16 protein-coding genes are annotated in these 19475 nt (G+C 68.2%); 8 read left to right on the forward strand and 8 right to left on the reverse strand.

From position 1 onward, the window contains the following. Window positions 1–218: 218 nt before the first annotated feature. Both AC1VXD_RS11265 and AC1VXD_RS11270 read right to left on the reverse strand, forming a co-directional pair. Window positions 219–2594, reverse strand: a complete 2376-nt coding sequence (locus AC1VXD_RS11265; protein WP_482992104.1) for a putative bifunctional diguanylate cyclase/phosphodiesterase — start codon at window positions 2592–2594, stop codon at window positions 219–221. 244 nt (window positions 2595–2838) lie between these two features. Further along, window positions 2839–4797 (reverse strand): DEAD/DEAH box helicase, encoded by a 1959-nt coding sequence (locus AC1VXD_RS11270; protein ID WP_482992105.1) that lies wholly within the window; start codon window positions 4795–4797, stop codon window positions 2839–2841. A 245-nt stretch (window positions 4798–5042) separates the two neighbouring features. Between AC1VXD_RS11270 and AC1VXD_RS11275 the strand changes: the two genes are divergently transcribed. After that, on the forward strand, window positions 5043–5264 hold the full coding sequence (locus AC1VXD_RS11275) for an RNA-binding S4 domain-containing protein (protein ID WP_482992106.1): 222 nt from the start codon (window positions 5043–5045) through the stop codon (window positions 5262–5264). Between the two features lie 20 nt (window positions 5265–5284). Here AC1VXD_RS11275 and ubiM read toward each other — a convergent pair whose 3' ends face one another. The 4 genes from ubiM to AC1VXD_RS11295 all read right to left on the reverse strand — a co-directional run bounded on the left by ubiM (window position 5285) and on the right by AC1VXD_RS11295 (window position 8702). After that, entirely contained in the window at window positions 5285–6463 is a 1179-nt protein-coding gene (gene ubiM, locus AC1VXD_RS11280; protein WP_482992107.1) for a 5-demethoxyubiquinol-8 5-hydroxylase UbiM, read from the reverse strand. 87 nt (window positions 6464–6550) lie between these two features. Continuing rightward, window positions 6551–6940: an MAPEG family protein gene (locus AC1VXD_RS11285; RefSeq protein ID WP_482992108.1), complete on the reverse strand. Its 390-nt coding sequence runs from the start codon at window positions 6938–6940 to the stop codon at window positions 6551–6553. Between the two features lie 12 nt (window positions 6941–6952). Then, entirely contained in the window at window positions 6953–7477 is a 525-nt protein-coding gene (locus tag AC1VXD_RS11290; RefSeq protein WP_482992109.1) for a DUF4019 domain-containing protein, read from the reverse strand. 58 nt (window positions 7478–7535) lie between these two features. After that, a complete protein-coding gene (locus tag AC1VXD_RS11295; RefSeq protein WP_482992110.1) occupies window positions 7536–8702 on the reverse strand; it encodes a COG3904 family protein in 1167 nt (388 codons plus the stop codon). A gap of 432 nt (window positions 8703–9134) precedes the next feature. Here AC1VXD_RS11295 and AC1VXD_RS11300 point away from each other — a divergent pair, with 432 nt between their 5' ends. From AC1VXD_RS11300 to AC1VXD_RS11310, 3 genes are all read left to right on the forward strand, one after another. Beyond that, window positions 9135–10613 carry a DNA-3-methyladenine glycosylase 2 family protein gene (locus AC1VXD_RS11300; protein WP_482992111.1) on the forward strand — a complete coding sequence of 493 codons (1479 nt, stop codon included), beginning with the start codon at window positions 9135–9137 and terminating at the stop codon, window positions 10611–10613. Then, the gene (locus AC1VXD_RS11305; RefSeq protein ID WP_482992112.1) at window positions 10610–11101 is read left to right on the forward strand and encodes a methylated-DNA--[protein]-cysteine S-methyltransferase; all 492 of its coding nucleotides are present in this window, start codon (window positions 10610–10612) and stop codon (window positions 11099–11101) included. Before AC1VXD_RS11300 ends, AC1VXD_RS11305 begins: the two co-directional genes overlap by 4 nt. A 285-nt stretch (window positions 11102–11386) precedes the next feature. Next, a complete protein-coding gene (locus AC1VXD_RS11310; protein ID WP_482992113.1) occupies window positions 11387–12631 on the forward strand; it encodes an alkaline phosphatase family protein in 1245 nt (414 codons plus the stop codon). A gap of 131 nt (window positions 12632–12762) precedes the next feature. On the opposite strand, the gene AC1VXD_RS11315 is transcribed toward AC1VXD_RS11310, so the two are convergent. Then, window positions 12763–12942 carry a 30S ribosomal protein THX gene (locus tag AC1VXD_RS11315; protein WP_079221211.1) on the reverse strand — a complete coding sequence of 60 codons (180 nt, stop codon included), beginning with the start codon at window positions 12940–12942 and terminating at the stop codon, window positions 12763–12765. A gap of 110 nt (window positions 12943–13052) precedes the next feature. After that, window positions 13053–13466: a MerC domain-containing protein gene (locus AC1VXD_RS11320; protein ID WP_482992114.1), complete on the reverse strand. Its 414-nt coding sequence runs from the start codon at window positions 13464–13466 to the stop codon at window positions 13053–13055. Window positions 13467–13601: 135 nt separating this feature from the next. Here AC1VXD_RS11320 and AC1VXD_RS11325 point away from each other — a divergent pair, with 135 nt between their 5' ends. The 4 genes from AC1VXD_RS11325 to AC1VXD_RS11340 all read left to right on the forward strand — a co-directional run bounded on the left by AC1VXD_RS11325 (window position 13602) and on the right by AC1VXD_RS11340 (window position 19452). Further along, window positions 13602–15797 (forward strand): TonB-dependent receptor, encoded by a 2196-nt coding sequence (locus tag AC1VXD_RS11325; protein ID WP_482992115.1) that lies wholly within the window; start codon window positions 13602–13604, stop codon window positions 15795–15797. Window positions 15798–16041: 244 nt separating this feature from the next. Continuing rightward, on the forward strand, window positions 16042–16608 hold the full coding sequence (locus tag AC1VXD_RS11330; RefSeq protein ID WP_482992116.1) for a TetR/AcrR family transcriptional regulator: 567 nt from the start codon (window positions 16042–16044) through the stop codon (window positions 16606–16608). Beyond that, complete coding sequence (locus tag AC1VXD_RS11335; protein WP_482992117.1) at window positions 16608–18281, forward strand: MFS transporter; 1674 nt, start codon at window positions 16608–16610, stop codon at window positions 18279–18281. The genes AC1VXD_RS11330 and AC1VXD_RS11335 overlap by 1 nt, the downstream gene beginning before the upstream one ends. 10 nt (window positions 18282–18291) lie before the next feature. Beyond that, a complete protein-coding gene (locus tag AC1VXD_RS11340) occupies window positions 18292–19452 on the forward strand; it encodes an HlyD family secretion protein (protein ID WP_482992118.1) in 1161 nt (386 codons plus the stop codon). Window positions 19453–19475 lie beyond the last annotated feature (23 nt).

The raw sequence follows: 19475 nt of genomic DNA on the forward strand, positions 1-19475 counted from the left end.
GGCCCGAGGCATGCCTCGCGCGGCTTGGGCAGGACGCCCAACCCCGGTCTTGCCCTGTGCGCACGACAGCCCACACGAGCAAGCGGCGACCAACCCCCCCTGGATGGGTTTACGGCCTCCCCGCAAGCCCACAGTGCCCCGCCATCCCGCGGAATGCCGCTCTGGCTTTGGCCCTTGCAGTGAGCAGGTGCAGGGCTGCAAGCCCTGCAGAAAACCCCCTACCCCGGCGGGCCCTGGGTGCCGACCAGCCGCACCGGCCGCTGGTTGGCCAGCGTCAACCGCTCCAGCGGCTGCGGCCGTTCGATCGCATAGCCCTGCAGCCCCGCCACCCCCATGTCGACCAGCGTCTGTGCCACCTCGGCTGTCTCCACCCACTCGGCCACCACTTCCATCTGCAGCTCGCGCCCCAGCTCGCTGATCGCCCGCACCGTCGCCCGGCTCACCGCATCGGTGTCCATGTCCCGCACGAACGCGCCGTCGATCTTCAGGATGTCCGCCGGCAACTGCCGCAGATACCCGAACGAAGACAGGCCCGAGCCAAAGTCATCCAGCGCCATCCGGCAGCCCCGCGCCTTTACCGCATCGATGAACGCCCGCGCCTGGGTCAGGTTGCTGATCGCCGCCGTCTCGGTCACTTCGAAACAGAGCTTGGCGGCCAGCGCGCGGTTACGTTCCAGCAGGTCGCAGACGAAGGCCAGGAAGCTCGGCTCGGCGATCGACTGCGCCGACACGTTGACGTTGCACAGGCCCAGTTGGCGCACATGCGCCGGGCAGACCTGCAGGTGGCGGAACAACAGGCCGAGCACATGGCGGTCCAGCGCCACGGCCATGCCATAGCGCTCCACCGCCGGCATGAACTGGCCCGGCAGGTGCAGCGCGCCGTCGGCATCGCGCATGCGCACCAGCACCTCGTAATGCAGGTAGCCGGGATCGCCGACCTTGGCGATGCGCTGGGCATACAGCAGCATGCGGTTCTCGGCCATGGCCCGGCTCACCCGCTGCAGGCGTTCGGCCTCGTGCCGGCGTTCGTCCAGCGCGAGGCGGTCCTCGTTGAAACAGTGCACGCGGTTGCGGCCGGCCTGCTTGGCTGCATAGCAGGCGCTGTCGGCGGCGCTCATCAGCCAGTTCACGTCGGGCGCATCGGCGGTCACTTCCACCACGCCGATGCTGCAGCTCAGCTGCGGGCTGCCCTCGCTGATCGGGAACGTGGCCTGCCCCAGATTGCGGACCAGCCGCTGCAGCACCCGCTTGGCCTCGTCCTGGCTGGCCCGGCCGAGGAACACCGCGAATTCGTCGGCGCCCAGCCGCCCAACCCAGTCACCGTCGCGCACCGCGCCCACCAGATACTCGGCGAAGCCACGCAGCATCTGGTCACCCGCGGCGTGGCCGAAGCTGTCGTTGACCAGCTTGAAGTGGTCCAGGTTGATGTAGCACAACGAATGCGTGCCGCCCTCCGAGCGGACCTGCAGCAGCGCGCGTTCCAGCAGCCGCTCGATCTCGCGGCGGTTGATCAGTCCGGTGAGCGGATCGTGGCTGGCGTGGTGCTCGATCTCGCGGGCCAGCGCATGGTTCTGGCTGACATCCTCGATGATGGAGAACACCGACAGCCGGCCGCCGGCACTGCGCACGGCGGTGCCGCTCCAGCGGCCCCAGACCAGGCTGCCGTCGCGGCGGCGGAAGCGCAGTTCGCCCGGCCGCAGCTGGCGATCCCAGTCGATGCGGCCGTCAGCGTCCAGCACCAGCTCGCCGTCCATCAGCAGGTCGCCGAGGGCCATCTGCTGCAGCACATCGCGGCGGTAGTCGAGGATGTCAGCCATGGCCTGGTTGGCCTCCATCACCCGCCCGGCCGCATCCAGCTTCAGCATGCCCACGTTGGCCTGATAGAAGGCCGCGCGGAAGCGGCTTTCGTGCTCGGTCAGGTCCGTGCCGACACGGCGCGCCAGGGCTATCGCCATCAGGGTGATGACCAGTACCGAGAAGCCGCCGACGATCAGGGTAGCGATGCGCACCGTATGTGCCATGCGCAGCAGGGCCTTGGAAAATGCTTCGGCCTGCGATTGCAGCTGCAGGTCCACGTCGTGCACGCGCTGCATGTAGTGGTTGCGCACGCGGGGCTGCTGCAGTGATTGCGGCGGCACCCTGTCAAGTTCGTCGATCAGCGCCTGCATGGCCAGCAGGTGCGTGTCGGTCTGCCGCCACAATCGGGTGGCTTCACTGAACTCGCCGAGGTCGCGTGCGTAACGGAACGAAAAAATAAGCCGCGAGACCTCCTCGCGTGCGTTGCCGCCGCGCAGGAAGCCCTCGCGGGCCTTTGCCAGGTCCGGCTCGGGCTGTTCCAGTGCCAGGCGCGCATGCAGATCGCCCAGCGGAACCTGCAGGGCGCGCCGGGCATCGTCCAGATCATGCGCATCGCCGCGTGCCAGATAACGGCTGAGCGCGGCGGTGGCATCCTGCTGACCACGCGACCAGTGCCCCTGGCCCGCAATCCAGGCAGTGGACGCCGCCTGCAGTTCCTGGATCAACGCGGACAGGCCGACCAGTCCGATCGCCATGCCCGTCAGAAGTACGAACCGCACCCACAGACCACGGGTCATCGGAACCCGCCGCTGATGCTGCTCCTTGCCTCTACCCATCCCGGATTCCCCCGAATGTGCCGTGACAGCCTCCTTGATCAACCATGTCAGCCTATGGCCGCCCGTGTGTGGACCATGCGAAGCCGGGCCACGGCAAGGGGACGGAGGGGATGGAATGGATTCAATCCCCTCCGTCCCCCTTTTGTGGCCCGAAACGAACAACGCCAGCCCGGGGGCTGGCGTTGTTCAGGCACATCGCGGCGGATCAGTAGCTGCGCGGGCCGCGCGGCTTGAAGCCGTCACGACGCGGCGGACGGCTGTCGCGGTCACCGCCGCGGTCGCCACCCGGACCACCATGGCCACCCGGGCCGCCCGGACCACCACGGCGCGGACCGCCTGGACCGCCCGGACCACGCTTGTCGAAGCGCGGCTTGAACGGACGCGGTGCCGGGTTGGTGTCTTCACCCGGGGCCAGCGCCCGCATCTGCAGCTGCTGGCCGGACACCCACACCTTCTGCAGGTGCGAGAGCACGTCCTGCGGCATCTGCGCCGGCAGGTCCAGCAGCGAGAAGTCGTCATGGATGTCGATGCGGCCGATGAAACGGCTTTCCAGACCGGCCTCGTTGGCGATGGCGCCGACGATGTTGGCCGGCTTCACGCCGTGCTGGTGGCCAACCGAGATGCGGTAGGTCTCCATGCCCTGCTCCGGCGCACCGCGCGGCGGCACATCACGACGCGGACGCTGCTCGAAGCCACCCTCACCATCTTCACGGCGCGGGCCACGTTCGAAGCGCGGGCCACGCTCGTTGCGGTCGCCACGGTCGGCACGCTCCGGGCGTTCGAAGCGTTCACGCGGCGCACGCTCTTCACGCGGGGCGCGCACCGGCGGCTGCAGCAGGAACGGAGTATCGCCCTGCAGCATCTTGGCCAGGGCAGCAGCCACTTCGATGGCCGGCACGTTCTGCTCGTTCTCGAAGCGTTCCAGCAGCTGGCGGTAGAAGTCCAGGCCGCCGGCACCGAGGGTTTCGCTGATGCGCGAGGTGAACTTGTTGATGCGGGTGTCGTTGACCGCTTCCACGCTCGGCAGCTGCATTTCTTCGATCGGCTGGCGGGTGGCGCGCTCGATCTGGCGCAGCATGCCCTTCTCGCGCGGGGTGGCGAACAGGATCGCCTCGCCGCTGCGGCCGGCACGGCCGGTACGGCCGATGCGGTGCACGTAGCTTTCGGTGTCGTACGGGATGTCGTAGTTCAGCACGTGGCTGATGCGCTCCACGTCCAGGCCGCGGGCGGCCACGTCGGTGGCCACCAGGATGTCCAGCTTGCCTTCCTTCAGCATGGCAATGGTGCGCTCACGCTGGGCCTGCTGCATGTCGCCGTTGATGGCGGCAGCGGCCAGGCCACGGGCCTGCAGCTTGCCGGCCAGTTCCTCGGTGCCGGCCTTGGTGCGGGCGAAGATGATCATCGCGTCGAACGGCTCGACTTCCAGGATGCGGGTCAGCGCGTCCAGCTTGTGCATGCCGCTCACCCACCAGTAGCGCTGGCGGATGTTGGCCGAGGTGGTGGTCTTGGCCTGGATGGTGACTTCAACCGGATCCTGCAGGTAGGTCTGGGCGATGCGACGGATCTGCGGCGGCATGGTGGCCGAGAACAGCGCCACTTGGCGCTGCTCCGGAAGCTTCTTCAGCACGGCTTCGACGTCGTCGATGAAGCCCATGCGCAGCATTTCATCGGCTTCGTCCAGCACCAGGGTCTTCAGCTCGGACAGGTCGAGGGTGCTGCGCTCCAGGTGGTCGATCACGCGGCCGGGGGTACCGACCACGATGTGCACGCCGCGGCGCAGGGCCGACAGCTGCTGGCCGTAGGGCTGGCCGCCGTACACCGGCAGCACGCGGAAGCCGGGGATCTTCGACGAATAGGACTGGAAGGCCTCGGCGACCTGGATGGCCAGCTCGCGGGTCGGCGCCAGGATCAGGGCCTGGGGCTTGATCTGCTGCAGGTCGATGTTGGACAGTACCGGCAGGGCGAAAGCGGCTGTCTTGCCGGTACCGGTCTGCGCCTGGCCCAGCACGTCGCGGCCTTCCAGCATCGCCGGGATGGTGGCGGCCTGGATCGGCGACGGGGTTTCATAGCCGATGGCGCTGACGGCCTGCATCACAGGTTCGGACAGGCCGAGCTGCGCGAACTGCAACGGCGCCGGGGTCGGCGTCTGGGAATCTTGGGACATGGGGAACTCCAAAGGCACGGCCATCTGCATGGCAGTGCGATAAAAAAGGGATGGTCCGCGCTTTGGGCGCCCTTCTTATCGCGTGCCCTGGCGCTGCTCGGTCGGAGGAGATTTCACTCACTCAGAGCGGAATGATACCGCACTCTCCCTGAACCATGCGTACAGGAAACCATTCGCATCCCCTTCCGGGTCGCGCTGGCGCACAATACGCGCCCTTCCCGCCCGCTTTCCAAGGATACCCCACCATGCAGATCCTCGAATTCGACCTCGACGGCGAGTACGTCGAACTCAAGCAGCTGCTCAAGCTGGCCGACCTGGTCACCAGCGGCGGCGAGGCCAAGATGGTCATCAGCGAGGGTCAGGTGCGGGTCGATGGCGAGGTCGAGCTGCGCAAGGCCTGCAAGATCCGCGCAGGCCAGGTGGTTGAATTCGCCGACAGCCAGATCCGGGTGCTGGCCGCCGGCTGATCCAGGCACGCCCAGCCGGCTCAGGCCACCCGCTGGGTCAGGTGCGCGGCGATCAGCTGCCGGAACGGCGCGACGCCCTGCGCCACCCGCAGCCCGGCCGCGCGCAGGAGGCGTGCCGGCCGCCGATCGTCCGTGTACAGGCTGGCAATGGCGTTGGTGGCCTCGTACAGCGGTCGCGACGCCAGCCGGTGACCGCGCTGGTATCGCGCCAGCATGCCGGTCGCGGCAATGTCCGCGCCCCGTTGCTGCTGCGCCAGGATGCCCTGCGCCAGCCGTTGTGCACTGGCCAGGCCCAGATTGAAGCCATGCGCGGTGACCGGGTGCATGCCCACCGCGGCATCACCGATCAGCGCCGAGCGCCCGCCGATGAACTGATGCGCGTACACCCCCACCAGCGGATAGGCCTTGGGCGTGGCCACCGGCTGCATCTGCCCCAGGCGATGCTCGAAGCACGCGGTGATGGCCTCGCCGAAGCCCACCTCGTCCATCGCCAGCAGCTCCTCGATCTGCCGCGGCGGCAGGGTGATGACCGCCGAGGCCTGGCCTTCGTTGAGCGGCAGCAGCGCCATCGTGCGGCCATAGCCGAACCATTCCCAAGCGGCGTGATGGTGGTCGCGCTCGACCTGCATGCGGCAGACCAGCATCGACTTGCCGAAGTCACGCATCTGCGCGCCGATGCCGAGCATGCGGCGGGTGGGGGAGAAGCGGCTGTCGGCGGCGACAAGCAGGCGGGCATGCAGTTCGCTGCCGTCATCCAGCGTGACCACCTGGCCCTGCGCGTCGGCCTGCACGGCCAGCACCTTGCGGCCGTCGAACAGCTCCAGCCCGGTCTGGCCCTGCACCGCCTCCCAGGCGGCGCGGCGGATCAGGTGGTTGGGCACCAGCCAGCCGAGCGGCTGGCCATCGCGCTGGCCACTGGCGAAGGTCAGCGCAAACGGCGATGCGCCGTTCAACACCCGCGCATCGCGCAGCTCGGAAATTTCCGCTTCGGGCAGGCGCTGCCACAGGCCCAGCTGTTCCAGGCTCTGTCGAGACGCATGGGTCAGGGCAATCTCGCGGCCATCGAAGGCCGCCTGGGCCAGCGCCTCGCGCGGCTGCACCTCGACCAGGCCGACCTGCAGACCGCTGCCAGCCAGCGCACGCGCAAAGCACAGGCCCGCTGGGCCCGCACCGACCACCACCACGTCCATCCTGCACATCCGCGCCTCCTGCCGTTGATTCCAGTCGGGCCCAGAATAGCGCCAGGCGCATGACTGGCCATGATCTGGATCAGGCCCGCACCTGCCTCAGAGCAGTGCGAATACCAGCTTGAAGATCGACACGACCGAGACGACCCAGACCAGACTGCGCACGTAGGGCACGCCGGCCGCGTACAGCGGCAGGTAGACCACCCGCGCCCAGAAATAGACCTGCGCGGCCAGCACAGTGGTCTCGTTGCTGCGCCCGGCCACCACCACCGCGATCGCGGCGGCAGCGAAAAACGGGAACGTTTCGAAGAAGTTGGCCTGCGCCCGCTTCAGCCTTCCCGCCAGCGGGCTCAATGGCACGTCGGGCGCATCGCGCGCCGACGCGTTCCACTTCATCCCGCGCTCGTGGGTGACCACGGCCGAAGCGGCGAAGATGTACACAAAGCCGAGCAGCATCGCCCAGGCCAGCAGGGTCAATTCAGTGGCCATCGATGTTCTCCGTCAGGGTGCGGACGCGCGCAGGCTGTAACCGGCCAGGCGCCAGGTCTGGTCCTCGTCGAAACGGAACGACACCAGTTCGCGCACCGGCTGCGCGCTGTTGGCGAAGCGGGTCGGGAAGCTGACGTTGATGTACAGGCCTTCCGGCACGGCGGCGCCGGCGGCGTACTTGACCCGGGTGATGGTCGGCTGGCCGCGGCCGTTCATGGTGCCCAGACGGGTGCGATCGGCGGCCAGCTGGCTGACGAACGCCGCCTTGGGCACCGCGCGGCGGGCCACGGCCGAGGCACCGTCCCACAGCTCACCGGCACGGTTGCTGTCCACCAGCTGGGCGGCCTTCAGTGCCGCAGCGCTCATGTCCGCATCCTGCTTCTGCACCTGTGCCTGCTGCGCAGCGGTCAGGGCCGGGGTCGCCGGCGCCGGGCGTGAGGGGGACGGTGCGGGCGTGGCCGGTGCCGGGGCTTGCGCCAGCGCGATCAACGGCAGCAGGGACAACAGCAGGAACTTCGGCAAACACACGCGCTTCATGGACACCGCCGGTTCGAGGGTAAGAACCGCAGTCTACTTCAGACCGGTGAGTACGCCGTCAGCGCGCGGGGGCGCTGGCTTCCACGGCCGCGGCATCACCCTGCGCGGCCGGCGCGGCCCCTTCGGCGGCCGGTTGTTCGGCCACCGGCGGCTTCTCCGGCGGGGCCGGCGGCAGGGTCGCCACATCGATTTCCGAGAGCGGGCTCTCTTCCGGGCACACCTCATCGGGGAAGCCGAAGCGCTGCTTCAGCGCCTGGCCGCAGCTGTTGATAGATTCCATGTCCGCGCCTTCGTGCTTGCACTGCTGGTCGAAGGCCACCAGGAAGGCATCCTTGCGCTGCACGAAATCATCGCCGCAGGCACGCATCTGCTTGATCCGTTCGAGGTCGTCCTGCACCGCGTTGGTCCCGTCCAGGCCGTACTGGCGCAGCTCGTCGGGGGTAAGCAGGCGCAGGCTGCGGTTGGGCACGGTCATCATCAGGTCGGCCACGCCCACCGCCACGCCGTTGCGCTGCAGGTAATCCTTCACGTTGTCGTAGACCTCGTGCAGCTCGCGGTTGAGCTCGGCGCGCGAGGTAGCCTTGGAACTGATGCGCATCATGCGATGGATGCCGACCTTGCCCGACAGCAGCCGGTTGTCGCCGGCCGCGAGCACGAACACACAGGCGCTGTGGCAGATGGAACCCTCGCGCACCCAGATGGTCCAGCCTGACTCACCGATGCTGTCGCCGGCGACGATGGCCGATTCAACCTGGCCGCCGCTGGAATCGAGATCGAGGATGCGCTTGTGGATCTTCAACGCATCGGCCACCACCGCCAGCCGCCACATCATTTCGGCGAAGCCGGGGTTGATCTTGCCCTGGTAGCGCACGCGCAGCAGCCCGCGTTCGACGCACGGCTGCATGGCCTGCTCGATCTGTTCGCGCTGCAGGCCTTCCAGTTCAACGCCGTCCCCGCCATCGGCGGCATAGTCGGTACCGCAGCTGACCCAGGCCTGGCCGTTCTCCAGCTGCGCCTGCGGCCACGGCCGATCCGCCCTGCTGCGCGGCGGCGCCACCGGCGGCGGCGGCGCATCGGCCGCATTGATCGACACCATGTTCTCGCCATCGCTGGCCGGCGCCCGCGTGGCCTTGTCGGCGGCAGTGACGTTGCCAGGGTTCTCCAGCCGGCTGCAGCCCGTCAGGGCCAGGCACAACAGGGGCAACCAGCGGAATCTGACGGACATCGGGCAACCGGGCTTTATGAGGACAAGGCCTGCAGTCTACCCGTCCCCGCCGCGCATTCAGCGCGCGCCACTGAACCCCTTCTGACCCTGGGGGGGGAAAGCGTGCCGACCAACGGTCGGCACCTACCGACAGCAGAAGCGTGCCGACCAGCGGTCGGCACCCACCAACAGCCGCAGGAAACTGTCGAAGGCGGGGTGGGTCCGGTGGCAGGGGCGTGAGCCGCATGGATACGGCGACCGAGCTTACATGGACGTACTTGCAGCGCCCCCTGCCCCCGGCCCCGCCCCGCCTACCCCCAGGAAGCCCGCTTTTGACTTGGACGTTGACGTGGACCTTGCGGGTGCAGGGCTGCAAGCCCTGCCTAAACCCCCACCAACATCCATGTCCGAATCCGGCGAGTATCTCCCCCCGCCCCGCCCTAGACTGGCGCCATGGACACCGCCCCCACCCTCGACCACGCCGCCTGCGACCGCGCCCGCCTGGCCCGTGACGCGCGCTTCGATGGCGTGTTCTTCACCGCCGTGCGCAGCACCGGCATCTATTGCCGCCCCGTCTGCCCGGCACCGCCGCCGAAGCCGCGCAACATCAGCTACTACCCGACCGCCGCCGCCGCTGCCGCCGCGGGCTACCGGCCGTGCCTGCGCTGCCGCCCCGAACTCGCTCCGCAGGCACAGCAGGCCCTGGCCGGGCAGACCGTGCAGCGCGCCCTGGCGCTCATCCATGCTGGCTCCCTGCAGGACCAGGCCGTGGCAGAACTCGGCGCGAAACTGGGCGTGAGCGCACGCCAGCTGCAGCGTCTGTTCGTCGAACACCTGGGCGCCACGCCGGGGCAGATCCACGCCACCCATCGCCTGCTGCTGGCCAAGCAGCTGCTGACCGAAACCACCCTGCCGGTCACCGACGTTGCCCTGGCCGCCGGCTACAACAGCGTGCGTCGCTTCAACACCGCCTTCCTGCAAGGCTGCGGCATGGCACCGACCGCGCTGCGCCGCCAGCACACCCCCTCGGCCGCCGACGATGGCAGCCTGGTGCTGCGCCTGGGCTATCGCCCGCCGCTGGATTTCCCGCGCATGCTCGCCTTCCTGCGCAAGCGCAGCCTGCCGGGCATCGAACTGATCGGCGAAGACAGCTACCAGCGCGTGCTCGGCACGCCCGAGCGCCCCTCCCTGCTACGGGTGACCGCCGACCCCAAGCGTCCAGAACTGCGCCTGCAGCTGGGCGCGGTCGATCCGCGGCTGATTCCGGACATCGTGCGCCGCGTGCGCCGGGTGTTCGACCTCGATGCCGACCTGCAGCAGGTGCACGCTGCCCTGGCCGAGGAACCGCTGCTGTCGCGCGGCATCGCCGAGCGGCCCGGCCTGCGCGTCCCCGGTGGCTGGGATGGTTTTGAAGTGGCCGTGCGCGCGGTGCTGGGCCAGCAAGTGACTGTCGCCGCGGCCACCACCTTCGCGCGTCGCCTGGTCGATGCGTGGGGCGCGCACCTGCCCGGCATGCCCGCCGAGTTCGACCGCCAGTTCCCAGCACCGGAGGTGCTGGCCGAGGCACCGCTGGAATCGATCGGCCTGCCGCGCACGCGTGCGGGCACCGTGCGGGCGCTGGCGACAGCCTGTGCCAGTGGTGAACTGGATTTCGGCCCCGGCCAGGCGCTGGAGGATTTCGTCGCCCGCTGCGTGGCCCTGCCCGGTATCGGGCCATGGACGGCGCAGTACATCGCCCTGCGTGGCCTGGGCCAACCCGATGCCTTCCCCGCTGGTGACCTGGTGCTGCAGCAGGTGCTCGGCCATGCGCAGGGCCAGCGCCTGAGCGAACGTGCCACCGAAGCACGTTCGCAACCCTGGCGGCCTTGGCGCGCCTATGCGGTGCTGCACCTGTGGCACCTGTCCGGCACGTTTGTTGGAGAACCGACATGACCCTGTTGTTCGATCGTTTCGACAGCCCGATCGGCGAGCTGACCATCGCCGGTGACGAACGTGGCCTGGCCCACGTGCTGTTCCCGGAAAACCGCCATCCGGCACGTGGCCGCGGCGACTGGCTGTATTCACCGGATGCGCTGCCGGCGGCGCGCGAGCAGCTGCTGCAGTTCCTGCACGGTGAGCGCAGCACCTTCGATCTGCTGCTGGCACCGCAGGGCACGCCGTTCCAGCTGCGGGTCTGGCATGCATTGGCGCTGATTCCGTTCGGGCGGACCTGGAGTTACCTGCAGCTGGCGCAGCATCTGGGCCAGCCGACGGCGACGCGTGCGGTGGGCGCGGCGAATGGGCGCAATCCGTTGCCGATCATCCTGCCGTGCCATCGGGTGATTGGCAGCAATGGTGCATTGACCGGGTTTGGGGGTGGGTTGGAGACCAAGGCGGCGCTGCTGCGGCTGGAGCAGCGGCAGGCACCGCTGTTTGCCTGAGGGTTTTGGGAGTTCCGGCGGGGCTGCGCCCTGCGCCCGCAGTAGTGCCGGCCGCTGGCCGGCAATCTCAAGATCAAGAGCGGCATTCCGTGGACTGGCGGGTTCACGCGGCTGTTGGTGGGTGCCGACCGTTGGTCGGCACATCTGTCGGATATCGAATGCTTCATCCACGCATGGCGTGGATCTACTGGGACACGCGGCTGTTGGTGGGCGCCGACCTTGGTCGACACGCGCGGCAGCGCGCCGTGTCTTGGGTGCGTCATTGCGCACGCTTATCATGTCGCGATGACTTCCGTACGCCTGACCTGCTCGCTGGCGTTGCTGCTGCCCCTGGCGGCCTGCACGACCACGCCTTCTTCGTCCGCGCCGGTTGCGCGCGCCGACGCGCCGCCGCCGAAACTGCTGCTGATCTCCATCGATGGCCTGCGTGCCGATGCGCTGGACCGGGGGCTCACTCCGAACCTGCAGCGCATCATCGATGGCGGCGTGCGTGCGCGCTGGATGACGCCTTCCTATCCGTCGCTGACCTTCCCCAACCACTACACCATCGTTACTGGCCTGCGCCCGGACCATCATGGCATCGTCAACAACAGCATGGACGATGCCCAGCTGGGCCGCTTCAGCCTGGGTGACCGCGATGCGGTGACCGACAGTGGCTGGTGGGGCGGCGAGCCGATCTGGGTCGGTGCCGAGAAGGTCGGCGTGCGCACCGCGACCACGTCCTGGCCGGGCAGCGAAGCCGAGATCGACGGGACCCGCCCCAGCCAGTGGCAGGTCTACAACAGCAAGGAACCGCTGCAGCAACGCGCGCGTACCGTGCTGGAATGGCTGGCGCAGACCGATGCCGATGCACCACGGTTGACCACCCTGTACATGGAAAACGTCGACAAGGCCGGCCACAACCATGGCCCCGATTCGACCGAGTACCGCGATGCGATCGTGCAGGCGGACGAGATCGTCGGCCAGGTACTGGATGGCCTGGAAGCCGAGGGCCTGGCGGCCACCACCAACGTCATCGTGGTCTCCGACCACGGCATGGCCAGCGTGGCCGAGGACCATGTGGTGTCCACCGAGTCGATGGCCGATCCGTCCATCGCCCGCAACGTCAGCCAGGGCCAGTCGGTCGGTTTCGCGCCGGTGGCCGGCCGCGAGGCACAGGCCGAGCGCGCCCTGCTCGGTCGCCACGCCCACTACGAATGCTGGAAGAAGGAATCGCTGCCGGCCCGCTGGCACTACGGTTCGCACCCGCGCGTGCCGCCCATCGTCTGCCAGATGGATGAGGGCTGGGACGCACTGCATGCCGAGCGGATCGGCACGCGCGCGCACCAGGATCGTGGCTCGCACGGCTATGACAATGCCCTGCCCTCGATGCGCGCCGTGTTCGTCGCGCGCGGTCCCTCGTTCCGCCAGGGGCTGGTGATCGATGGCTTCGACAACGTCGACGTCTATCCGCTGCTGGCGCAGCTGCTGCAGGTGCCGGCCGCACCGAACGATGGCAACGCCGGGACGCTGCAGGAAACATTGCGTTGATTCCAACGGCCGCCGGGGGCGGTGAGGTAGCGCCGGGCCATGCCCGGCGAGCGCAGCGGCAGGAATGCCGGGCACAAAAAAAACGCGGCGCCAGGCGCCGCGTTTTTCTTTGGACCACGTACCCGGCCGGATCAGGCCTTGGCAGCAGCCTTCTTCGCCACGGCCTTCTTGGCCGGAGCCTTGGCCACGGTCTTCTTGGCAACCGGGGCACCGGCGCCTACAGCGACCTTGCTCGCGGTGTGCGAACGGGCATTGCCGTAGCTGGCGTTGTAGCGCTTGCCCTTGGCGGTCTTGCGGTCACCCTTACCCATGTCTTCAACTCCTAAAGTGTGAAATCTGGTTACCCCGTGCTGACACGGGTTCGGCGGGGCCGTCTTGCTGGACGCCCCCGCGCACGATCAGAAATCCTAACACGACGCGCCTAGTGCGCGCAGCTGGCGTCGTGGACGTGGACGTGGTTCAGCCGCAGGTTGACCAGGTGGGCCACACCCACCAGCAGGCCGCCGAAGGTCATCACCACCGCATGCGGCACGGCATTGTGGTGCAGCGCGTCGACCAGCACGCCCGCCCACAGGGCGACCAGGCCCGGCAGCAGGAAAGCCAGCGCGCGCAGGGCGCCATGGCGGCGGTAGCCCATGACCAGGCTGAACAGGCCAAGCAGGGTCACGAACACCACCAGGGTCATTTCCACGCCGTCGCTCAGCCAGAACGAGAGGCCCAGCGAAGGGGCGATCGCCAGCAGCACCGGGATCACCGCGCAGTGCACGGCGCACAGCATCGAACCGGTGGCGCCGAAGCGGTCGAGCAGGCGGCGGAAGGAGGAGGACGGGGACATGACTTCCAGCAGGGTCGGCGAATCGTTATGGAATAATATAACATCCGTCCCCGACCCGCACGGTTTCCCTCCCCCTGTCCCACGACGGGATACGTGCGCCACCCGATTGATACAATGTAACAAAGGAAGCACCGGATGCCCTCTCACCACCCACGTTTCAATCCGCATTCCCTGGCCCTGGCCCTCGCCGCCCTGCTGCCGTCGGCTGCTTTTGCCGCCGCCGACCAGGATACCCATCGTGACCGCCACCTGACCGAGCTGTCGTCGGTGCAGGTCACCGCCTCGCCGCTGCAGGGCGATGCCGAGTCGCTGGCCCGCCCGGTGGACGTGCTGGCCGGCGAGCGCCTGGACGAGCAGAAGGCCGGCACCCTGGGTGACACTGTGGCCAAGCTGCCCGGCGTGCAGAGCACCTTCTTCGGCCCCGGCGTCGGCCGCCCGATCATCCGTGGCCAGGAAGGCCCGCGCGTGGCCGTGCTGTCCAACGGCATGGGCAACATGGATGCCTCCACCGTCAGCGCCGACCACGCCACCAGCATCGAGCCGTTCCTGGCGGACCAGATCGAAGTGCTGAAGGGCCCGGCTACCCTGCTGTTCGGCAGTGGCGCCATCGGCGGCGCAGTGAACGTGGTCGATGGCCGCATCGCCCGCGAGCTGCCGGACCGTCCGCTCAGCGGCCGTGCCGAAGTGCGTGGCAACTCGGTCAACGACGAGCGCAGCGGCATGTTCCGCCTCGACGGCGTCAGCGGCAACGTCGTGCTGCATGTCGACGGCCTGGTGCGCAACGGCGATGACTACCGCATCCCCGGCTACGCGGTGATCGACAGCCTGGAAGACCACCACGACGACCACGACCACGCAGGCGAGGAAGGCGAAGAGCCGCGCCGCGGCCGCCTGGACAACAGCTCCATCCGTACCCGCGCTGGTGGCGTCGGTGCCACCTGGCTGGGCGAAGGTGGTTACCTCGGCGTGTCGGCCAGCACCTACCGCACCAACTACGGCATTCCCAACGGCGCCCACGTGCATGCCGATGGCGATGACCACGACCATGACCACGACCATGGCGACGAGGAGGAGGAAGGCGACGAGCATGACGTCCGCATCGACATGGTGCAGAACCGCTTCGAGACCAAGGCCGGCATCTACAACCCGGTCTCGTTCCTGAAGAACGTCAACGCACGCGTGGCCTACACCGATTACGAACACGTGGAGCTGGAAGCCGGCACGCCGTCCACCCGCTTCACCAACCGTGGCATCGAAACCCGCCTGGAAGCCGTGCAGCAGCAGATCGGCGGCTGGGACGGCGCGTTCGGCGTGCAGTTCGGCAACAGCGATTTCGGCGCCATCGGCGAAGAAGCGTTCGTACCGAACACCAACACGAAAAACGCCGGCCTGTTCGTGCTGCAGGAAAAGCAGTTCGGCCCGTTCAAGCTGGAACTGGGTGGCCGCCACGACCAGGTGAAGCTGGACCCGACCGGTGATTACCGCCGCCGCAGGTTCGACGCCACCAACCTTTCCGCCGCCGGTATCTGGAAGCTCAACGATGCGGTCGACCTGCGCATCGGCGTGGACAGCTCCGAGCGTGCACCGACCAATGAAGAGCTGTACGCGGCCGGTGCCCACATCGCCACCCGTTCGCTGGAAATCGGCGATGCCGACCTGAAGACCGAGCGCGGCCAGCGCGTCGAGCTGGGCATCCACACCCACAGCGACCGCTTGGACTTCTCCGCCGCGATCTACCAGACCAGGTTCAAGGACTTCATCTACCTGGCCGACACCGGCATCACCGAAGGCCTGCCGGTGCGTACCTGGACGCAGCAGGACGCCGTGTTCAAGGGTGCCGAGGCCGAGGCGCTGGTGCACCTGTTCGAAGGCAACGCCGGCGACTGGGACCTGCGCGTGTTCGGTGACTACGTGCAGGCCAAGCTGGATGGCAGCGGCAGCCGCACGCTGGACATCGCCGTGCCGCACGGTGACCACAACCACAACTACAGCGTGGATCTGGCCAACACCGGTTACCTGCCGCGCATCGCCCCGGCCCGCGTCGGCGCCGACCTGCGCTGGGCGAAGGACGGCTGGCGTGCGTCGGTCGGCGCGGTGCGCTACAGCCGTCAGAAGGATGTGGCCCAGAACGAGGAGCCGAGCGACGGCTACACCCTGGTCGATGCGCACTTCGCCTACCGCTGGGACCGCAGCGACAGCAACAGCTACGAGGTGTTCCTGGATGGCAGCAACCTGACCAACCGCGAAGTGCGTCCTCACACCTCGCTGCTGCGTGACTACTCGCCGCTGCCGGGCCGTGGTGTCGCCTTCGGCATCCGCGCGTACTTCTGATCGGTCATCCACGCATTTGGGGCCATCCACGCATGGCGTGGATCTACTGGTCCCAACCAACCATTTCCTGGCGACGTTCGTCGCCGTTCTCTCCCGGGGGCCTCATGGCCCCCGTTTTTTATGGGTGCGCTCCCACGGGCATTATCTTCACGCCTCATTTACAAAGACGTGCGTAGAGCAACAAACGGACATTCCCGTCATTCACCGTCTCGCCAGCCGGACATTATTGTCCGATAATGAAGCCATGACCACCCAACGTGCCGATGCTGCTGCCCGCCGTGCCCTCATCCTTGATGCCGCCGACCATGTGTTCGGCCAACACGGCGTCACCGCGCCGCTGGACCTGGTGGTCGAACGCGCCCAGGTGGGCCGCGCCACCCTGTACCGCAACTTCCCCGACCGCACCGCGCTGATCCAGGCACTGCTGCAGCGGACCGTTGACCGCATCCGCCGCCAGGTGGAACAGCTGGGCGACCGCGACGACGCCCTGTTCGAGGTCTTCGAAGGCATGGCCCAGCGCATCATCGATTCGCCGGCGCTGGCCGACTATTGGCGCGCGGTGGATTCGGACGTGCCCGCCATGCGCACCGCGCGCGAGACCGTGCGCGACCTGCTGGAAGCACCGATCGCCCGCGCCAAAGCCGCCGGCCTGTGCCGGCCGGACCTGGAAAAGACGGATATTTCACTGATTTCGGGCATGCTGGGCGCAGCCCTGCGCGGCAAGACCCGCGAAGAGCGTGCCCAGCTGGCCGGACGCGCCCTGCAGCTGCTGCGCGGCGGCCTCCAGGGAGCAGCCAACCAGGGGCGCTGATGGTCCAGCCGTATCTCAAGCCGGTTCCGGACTGGGAGGAGCACGAGAAGCCGACCATGCCCGGTTCGGCCTCGATGCCCTGGCACCCCCCGTACCGTCGCGCGGCCTACGCGCTGGTCTCGCTGCTGGTGGCCATCACCGGCGGCCTGGGCAATGCGCTGGTCACCGCCAACCTGCCCTTCCTGCAGGGCCAGCTCGCGCTGACGCCCACCCAGGGCAGCTGGCTGGTGGCGGCCTATGCCATGGTCAATGTCACCGCCAACCTGCTGGCCTTCAAGTTCCGCCAGCAGTACGGCATCCGTCTGTTCGCCGAAATCGGCCTGGGCCTGTATGCGGCGCTGGCGGTGCTGCACTTGTTCGTCGGCAGCTACGAAACCACGCTGCTGACCCGCGCGGCCAGCGGCTTTGCCGGCGCGGCGTGCTCGACGCTGGGCACGCTGTACATGCTGCAGGCGCTGCCGCGGCGCTTCACCGGCAACCTGTTGGTGATTGGTGTCGGCCTGTCCCAGCTGGCGGTGCCCCTCGCTTGGATCGTCTCGCCGGCGCTGGTCGATACCGGCCAGTGGCACCAGCTGTACTCGTTCGAGGCCGGCCTGGCGCTGTGCGCGTTCGCCGCAGTGGTGGTGCTGAAGCTGCCGCCGGGCATTCAGATCAAGGCGTTCGAACCGCTGGACTTCCTCACCTTCGCCCTGCTCGCACCGGCCGTGGCGCTGCTGGTAGTGGTGCTGGCGCAGGGCTACACGCGCTGGTGGTTGAACACGCCGTGGCTGGGCTGGGCCCTGGTCGCTTCGATCGCGCTGGCCACCACCGCACTGGTCATCGAGCACTACCGGCGCAACCCGCTGCTGCAGATCCGCTGGCTTACCACCCTGCCGGTGCTGCACTTCATCGTCGGCGCGTTCCTGCTGCGCTTCCTCACCACCGAACAGTCCTACGGCGTGGTCAACCTGATGCGCACGCTGGGCATGGGCCCGGACCAGATGCGCCCGCTGTTCGTGGTGATCCTGGCCGGGGTGATCGTCGGCATCGCCGGAGCTTCGCTCACCTTCGGGCCGAAGCGGCTGATCGCCCAGCTGCTGATGGCCATCCTGCTGCTGGGCACCGCCGCGTTCTTCGACCAGAGCCGCACCAGCCTGGACCGGCCGCACGACTTCTACATCAGCCAGTTCCTGGCCTCGGTCGGCGCCGGCATGTTCATGGGCCCACTGATCATGCTCGGCATTTCCGCGGCGCTGAAACAGGGTGTGGACCACATGATCACCTTCCTGGTCACCCTGTCGATCACCCAGACCCTGGGTGGCCTGGCCGGTTCGGCGCTGCTGGGCACCTTCCAGCTGCACCGCGAGCAGCTGTATTCCAGCGCGATCACCAGCCAGCTCGATCCGGCCGACCCGGTGGTCGCGCAGCGCCTGCGCATCCAGCAGCAGATCTACGCCGCGCAGATCACCGACCCGGTGCTGCGCAGCGCGCAGGGCGCCGCGCAGCTGGCGACCACGGCCCGCCGCGAAGCGAACGTGCGCGCCTTCAATGATGTGTTCACCCTGAGCGGCTGGCTGGCCATCGGCTTCCTTTGCTGGTTGCTGCTGCTGTCACTGCGTACCGCCGTGCTCAAGCAATGGCGCAAGCACCATCCGTCTCCGCCCACTGCGGCCACCGCCGCCCCGCCCCACTGAGCCCGCCGCCATGCCTCCGCTACCGCCCCGCTCCGACAGCGACGCCCCCGAGAACGTCAGCCCGCCACCGCCGACCGACGCCGCGCCTGCGCCCACGCCTGCCGCGCCGGCGGCGGCACCGAAATACCTCAAGCCCAGCTCACGCAGCGTGGTGGTGATGGTGGTGGTGGCGCTGCTGGGCATCGCGCTGATCCTGCGCGCCTGGAACCTGTGGCCGTTCACCAGCAGCGTGATGGTCACCGACAACGCGTACGTGCGCGGGCAGATCACGGTGATGGCGCCGCAGGTGGCCGGCTATGTCACCGAGGTGCTGGTGAAGGACTTCCAGCACGTGAAGAAGGGCGAGCCGCTGCTGCGCATCGACGACCGCATCTACGCGCAGAAGGTGGCGCAGGCCGAAGCGACGCTGGACAGCGCGCGCGCGGCACTGGCCAACTCGGACCAGTCGCAGGCGCAGAACCGCGCGCAGATCGCGTCGACCCGCGCCACGCTGTCGGCCGGCCAGGCCGAACTGCAGCGCTCGCGCAACGAGGCCAAGCGTTATGAGGAACTGGCCGCGCAGCAGCTGGTCTCGATCAACGACCGTGACAAATTCCGCACCACGCAGGCGTCGGCGCAGGCCAGCGTCCAGCAGGCGCAGGCGCAGATCCGCATCGCCGAGGAAACGCTGGTATCGACCCAGGTGGCGCGCAAGAGCCTGGAGGCGCAGGTGGAAAGCGCGCAGGCGCAGCTGGAACTGGCCCGCATCGACCTGGCCAACACAGTCATCCATGCGCCGCGCGACGGGCAGATCAGCGAGGCCAGCGTGCGCGTGGGCCAGTATGTGGCGGCCGGTTCGCAGCTGCTGTTCCTGGTGCCGGAGGCGCTGTGGGTGGTGGCCAACTACAAGGAAGGCCAGACCTGGCAGATGCGCATCGGCCAGCCGGTGACGTTCTCGGTGGATGCGTTCAATGGCCAGCGCCTGCACGGCCACGTGGAGCAGATCGCGCCGGCCACCGGATCTGAGTTCAGCGTGCTGCGCCCGGACAATGCGAGCGGCAACTTCACCAAAGTGGTGCAGCGGTTGCCGATCCGGATTTCGATCGATCCGGGGCAGGAGCTGGCGGCGCGGCTGCGGCCGGGGATGTCGGTGATCGCGCGGGTGGATACCGCGACCAAGCCGATGGATTAGCGCGCGGACCCGGTAGAGTCGAC

It is taken from the genome of Stenotrophomonas sp. STEN054 (assembly GCF_056854535.1).

Bases quoted from the DNA above. Each gene is read 5' to 3' on its own strand.
- AC1VXD_RS11265 (WP_482992104.1), bottom strand. From the start codon at position 2,594: ATGACCCGTGGTCTGTGGGTGCGGTTCGTACTTCTGACGGGCATGGCG.
- AC1VXD_RS11270 (WP_482992105.1), bottom strand. From the start codon at position 4,797: ATGTCCCAAGATTCCCAGACGCCGACCCCGGCGCCGTTGCAGTTCGCG.
- AC1VXD_RS11275 (WP_482992106.1), top strand. From the start codon at position 5,043: ATGCAGATCCTCGAATTCGACCTCGACGGCGAGTACGTCGAACTCAAG.
- ubiM (WP_482992107.1), bottom strand. From the start codon at position 6,463: ATGTGCAGGATGGACGTGGTGGTGGTCGGTGCGGGCCCAGCGGGCCTG.
- AC1VXD_RS11285 (WP_482992108.1), bottom strand. From the start codon at position 6,940: ATGGCCACTGAATTGACCCTGCTGGCCTGGGCGATGCTGCTCGGCTTT.
- AC1VXD_RS11290 (WP_482992109.1), bottom strand. From the start codon at position 7,477: ATGAAGCGCGTGTGTTTGCCGAAGTTCCTGCTGTTGTCCCTGCTGCCG.
- AC1VXD_RS11295 (WP_482992110.1), bottom strand. From the start codon at position 8,702: ATGTCCGTCAGATTCCGCTGGTTGCCCCTGTTGTGCCTGGCCCTGACG.
- AC1VXD_RS11300 (WP_482992111.1), top strand. From the start codon at position 9,135: ATGGACACCGCCCCCACCCTCGACCACGCCGCCTGCGACCGCGCCCGC.
- AC1VXD_RS11305 (WP_482992112.1), top strand. From the start codon at position 10,610: ATGACCCTGTTGTTCGATCGTTTCGACAGCCCGATCGGCGAGCTGACC.
- AC1VXD_RS11310 (WP_482992113.1), top strand. From the start codon at position 11,387: ATGACTTCCGTACGCCTGACCTGCTCGCTGGCGTTGCTGCTGCCCCTG.
- AC1VXD_RS11315 (WP_079221211.1), bottom strand. From the start codon at position 12,942: ATGGGTAAGGGTGACCGCAAGACCGCCAAGGGCAAGCGCTACAACGCC.
- AC1VXD_RS11320 (WP_482992114.1), bottom strand. From the start codon at position 13,466: ATGTCCCCGTCCTCCTCCTTCCGCCGCCTGCTCGACCGCTTCGGCGCC.
- AC1VXD_RS11325 (WP_482992115.1), top strand. From the start codon at position 13,602: ATGCCCTCTCACCACCCACGTTTCAATCCGCATTCCCTGGCCCTGGCC.
- AC1VXD_RS11330 (WP_482992116.1), top strand. From the start codon at position 16,042: ATGACCACCCAACGTGCCGATGCTGCTGCCCGCCGTGCCCTCATCCTT.
- AC1VXD_RS11335 (WP_482992117.1), top strand. From the start codon at position 16,608: ATGGTCCAGCCGTATCTCAAGCCGGTTCCGGACTGGGAGGAGCACGAG.
- AC1VXD_RS11340 (WP_482992118.1), top strand. From the start codon at position 18,292: ATGCCTCCGCTACCGCCCCGCTCCGACAGCGACGCCCCCGAGAACGTC.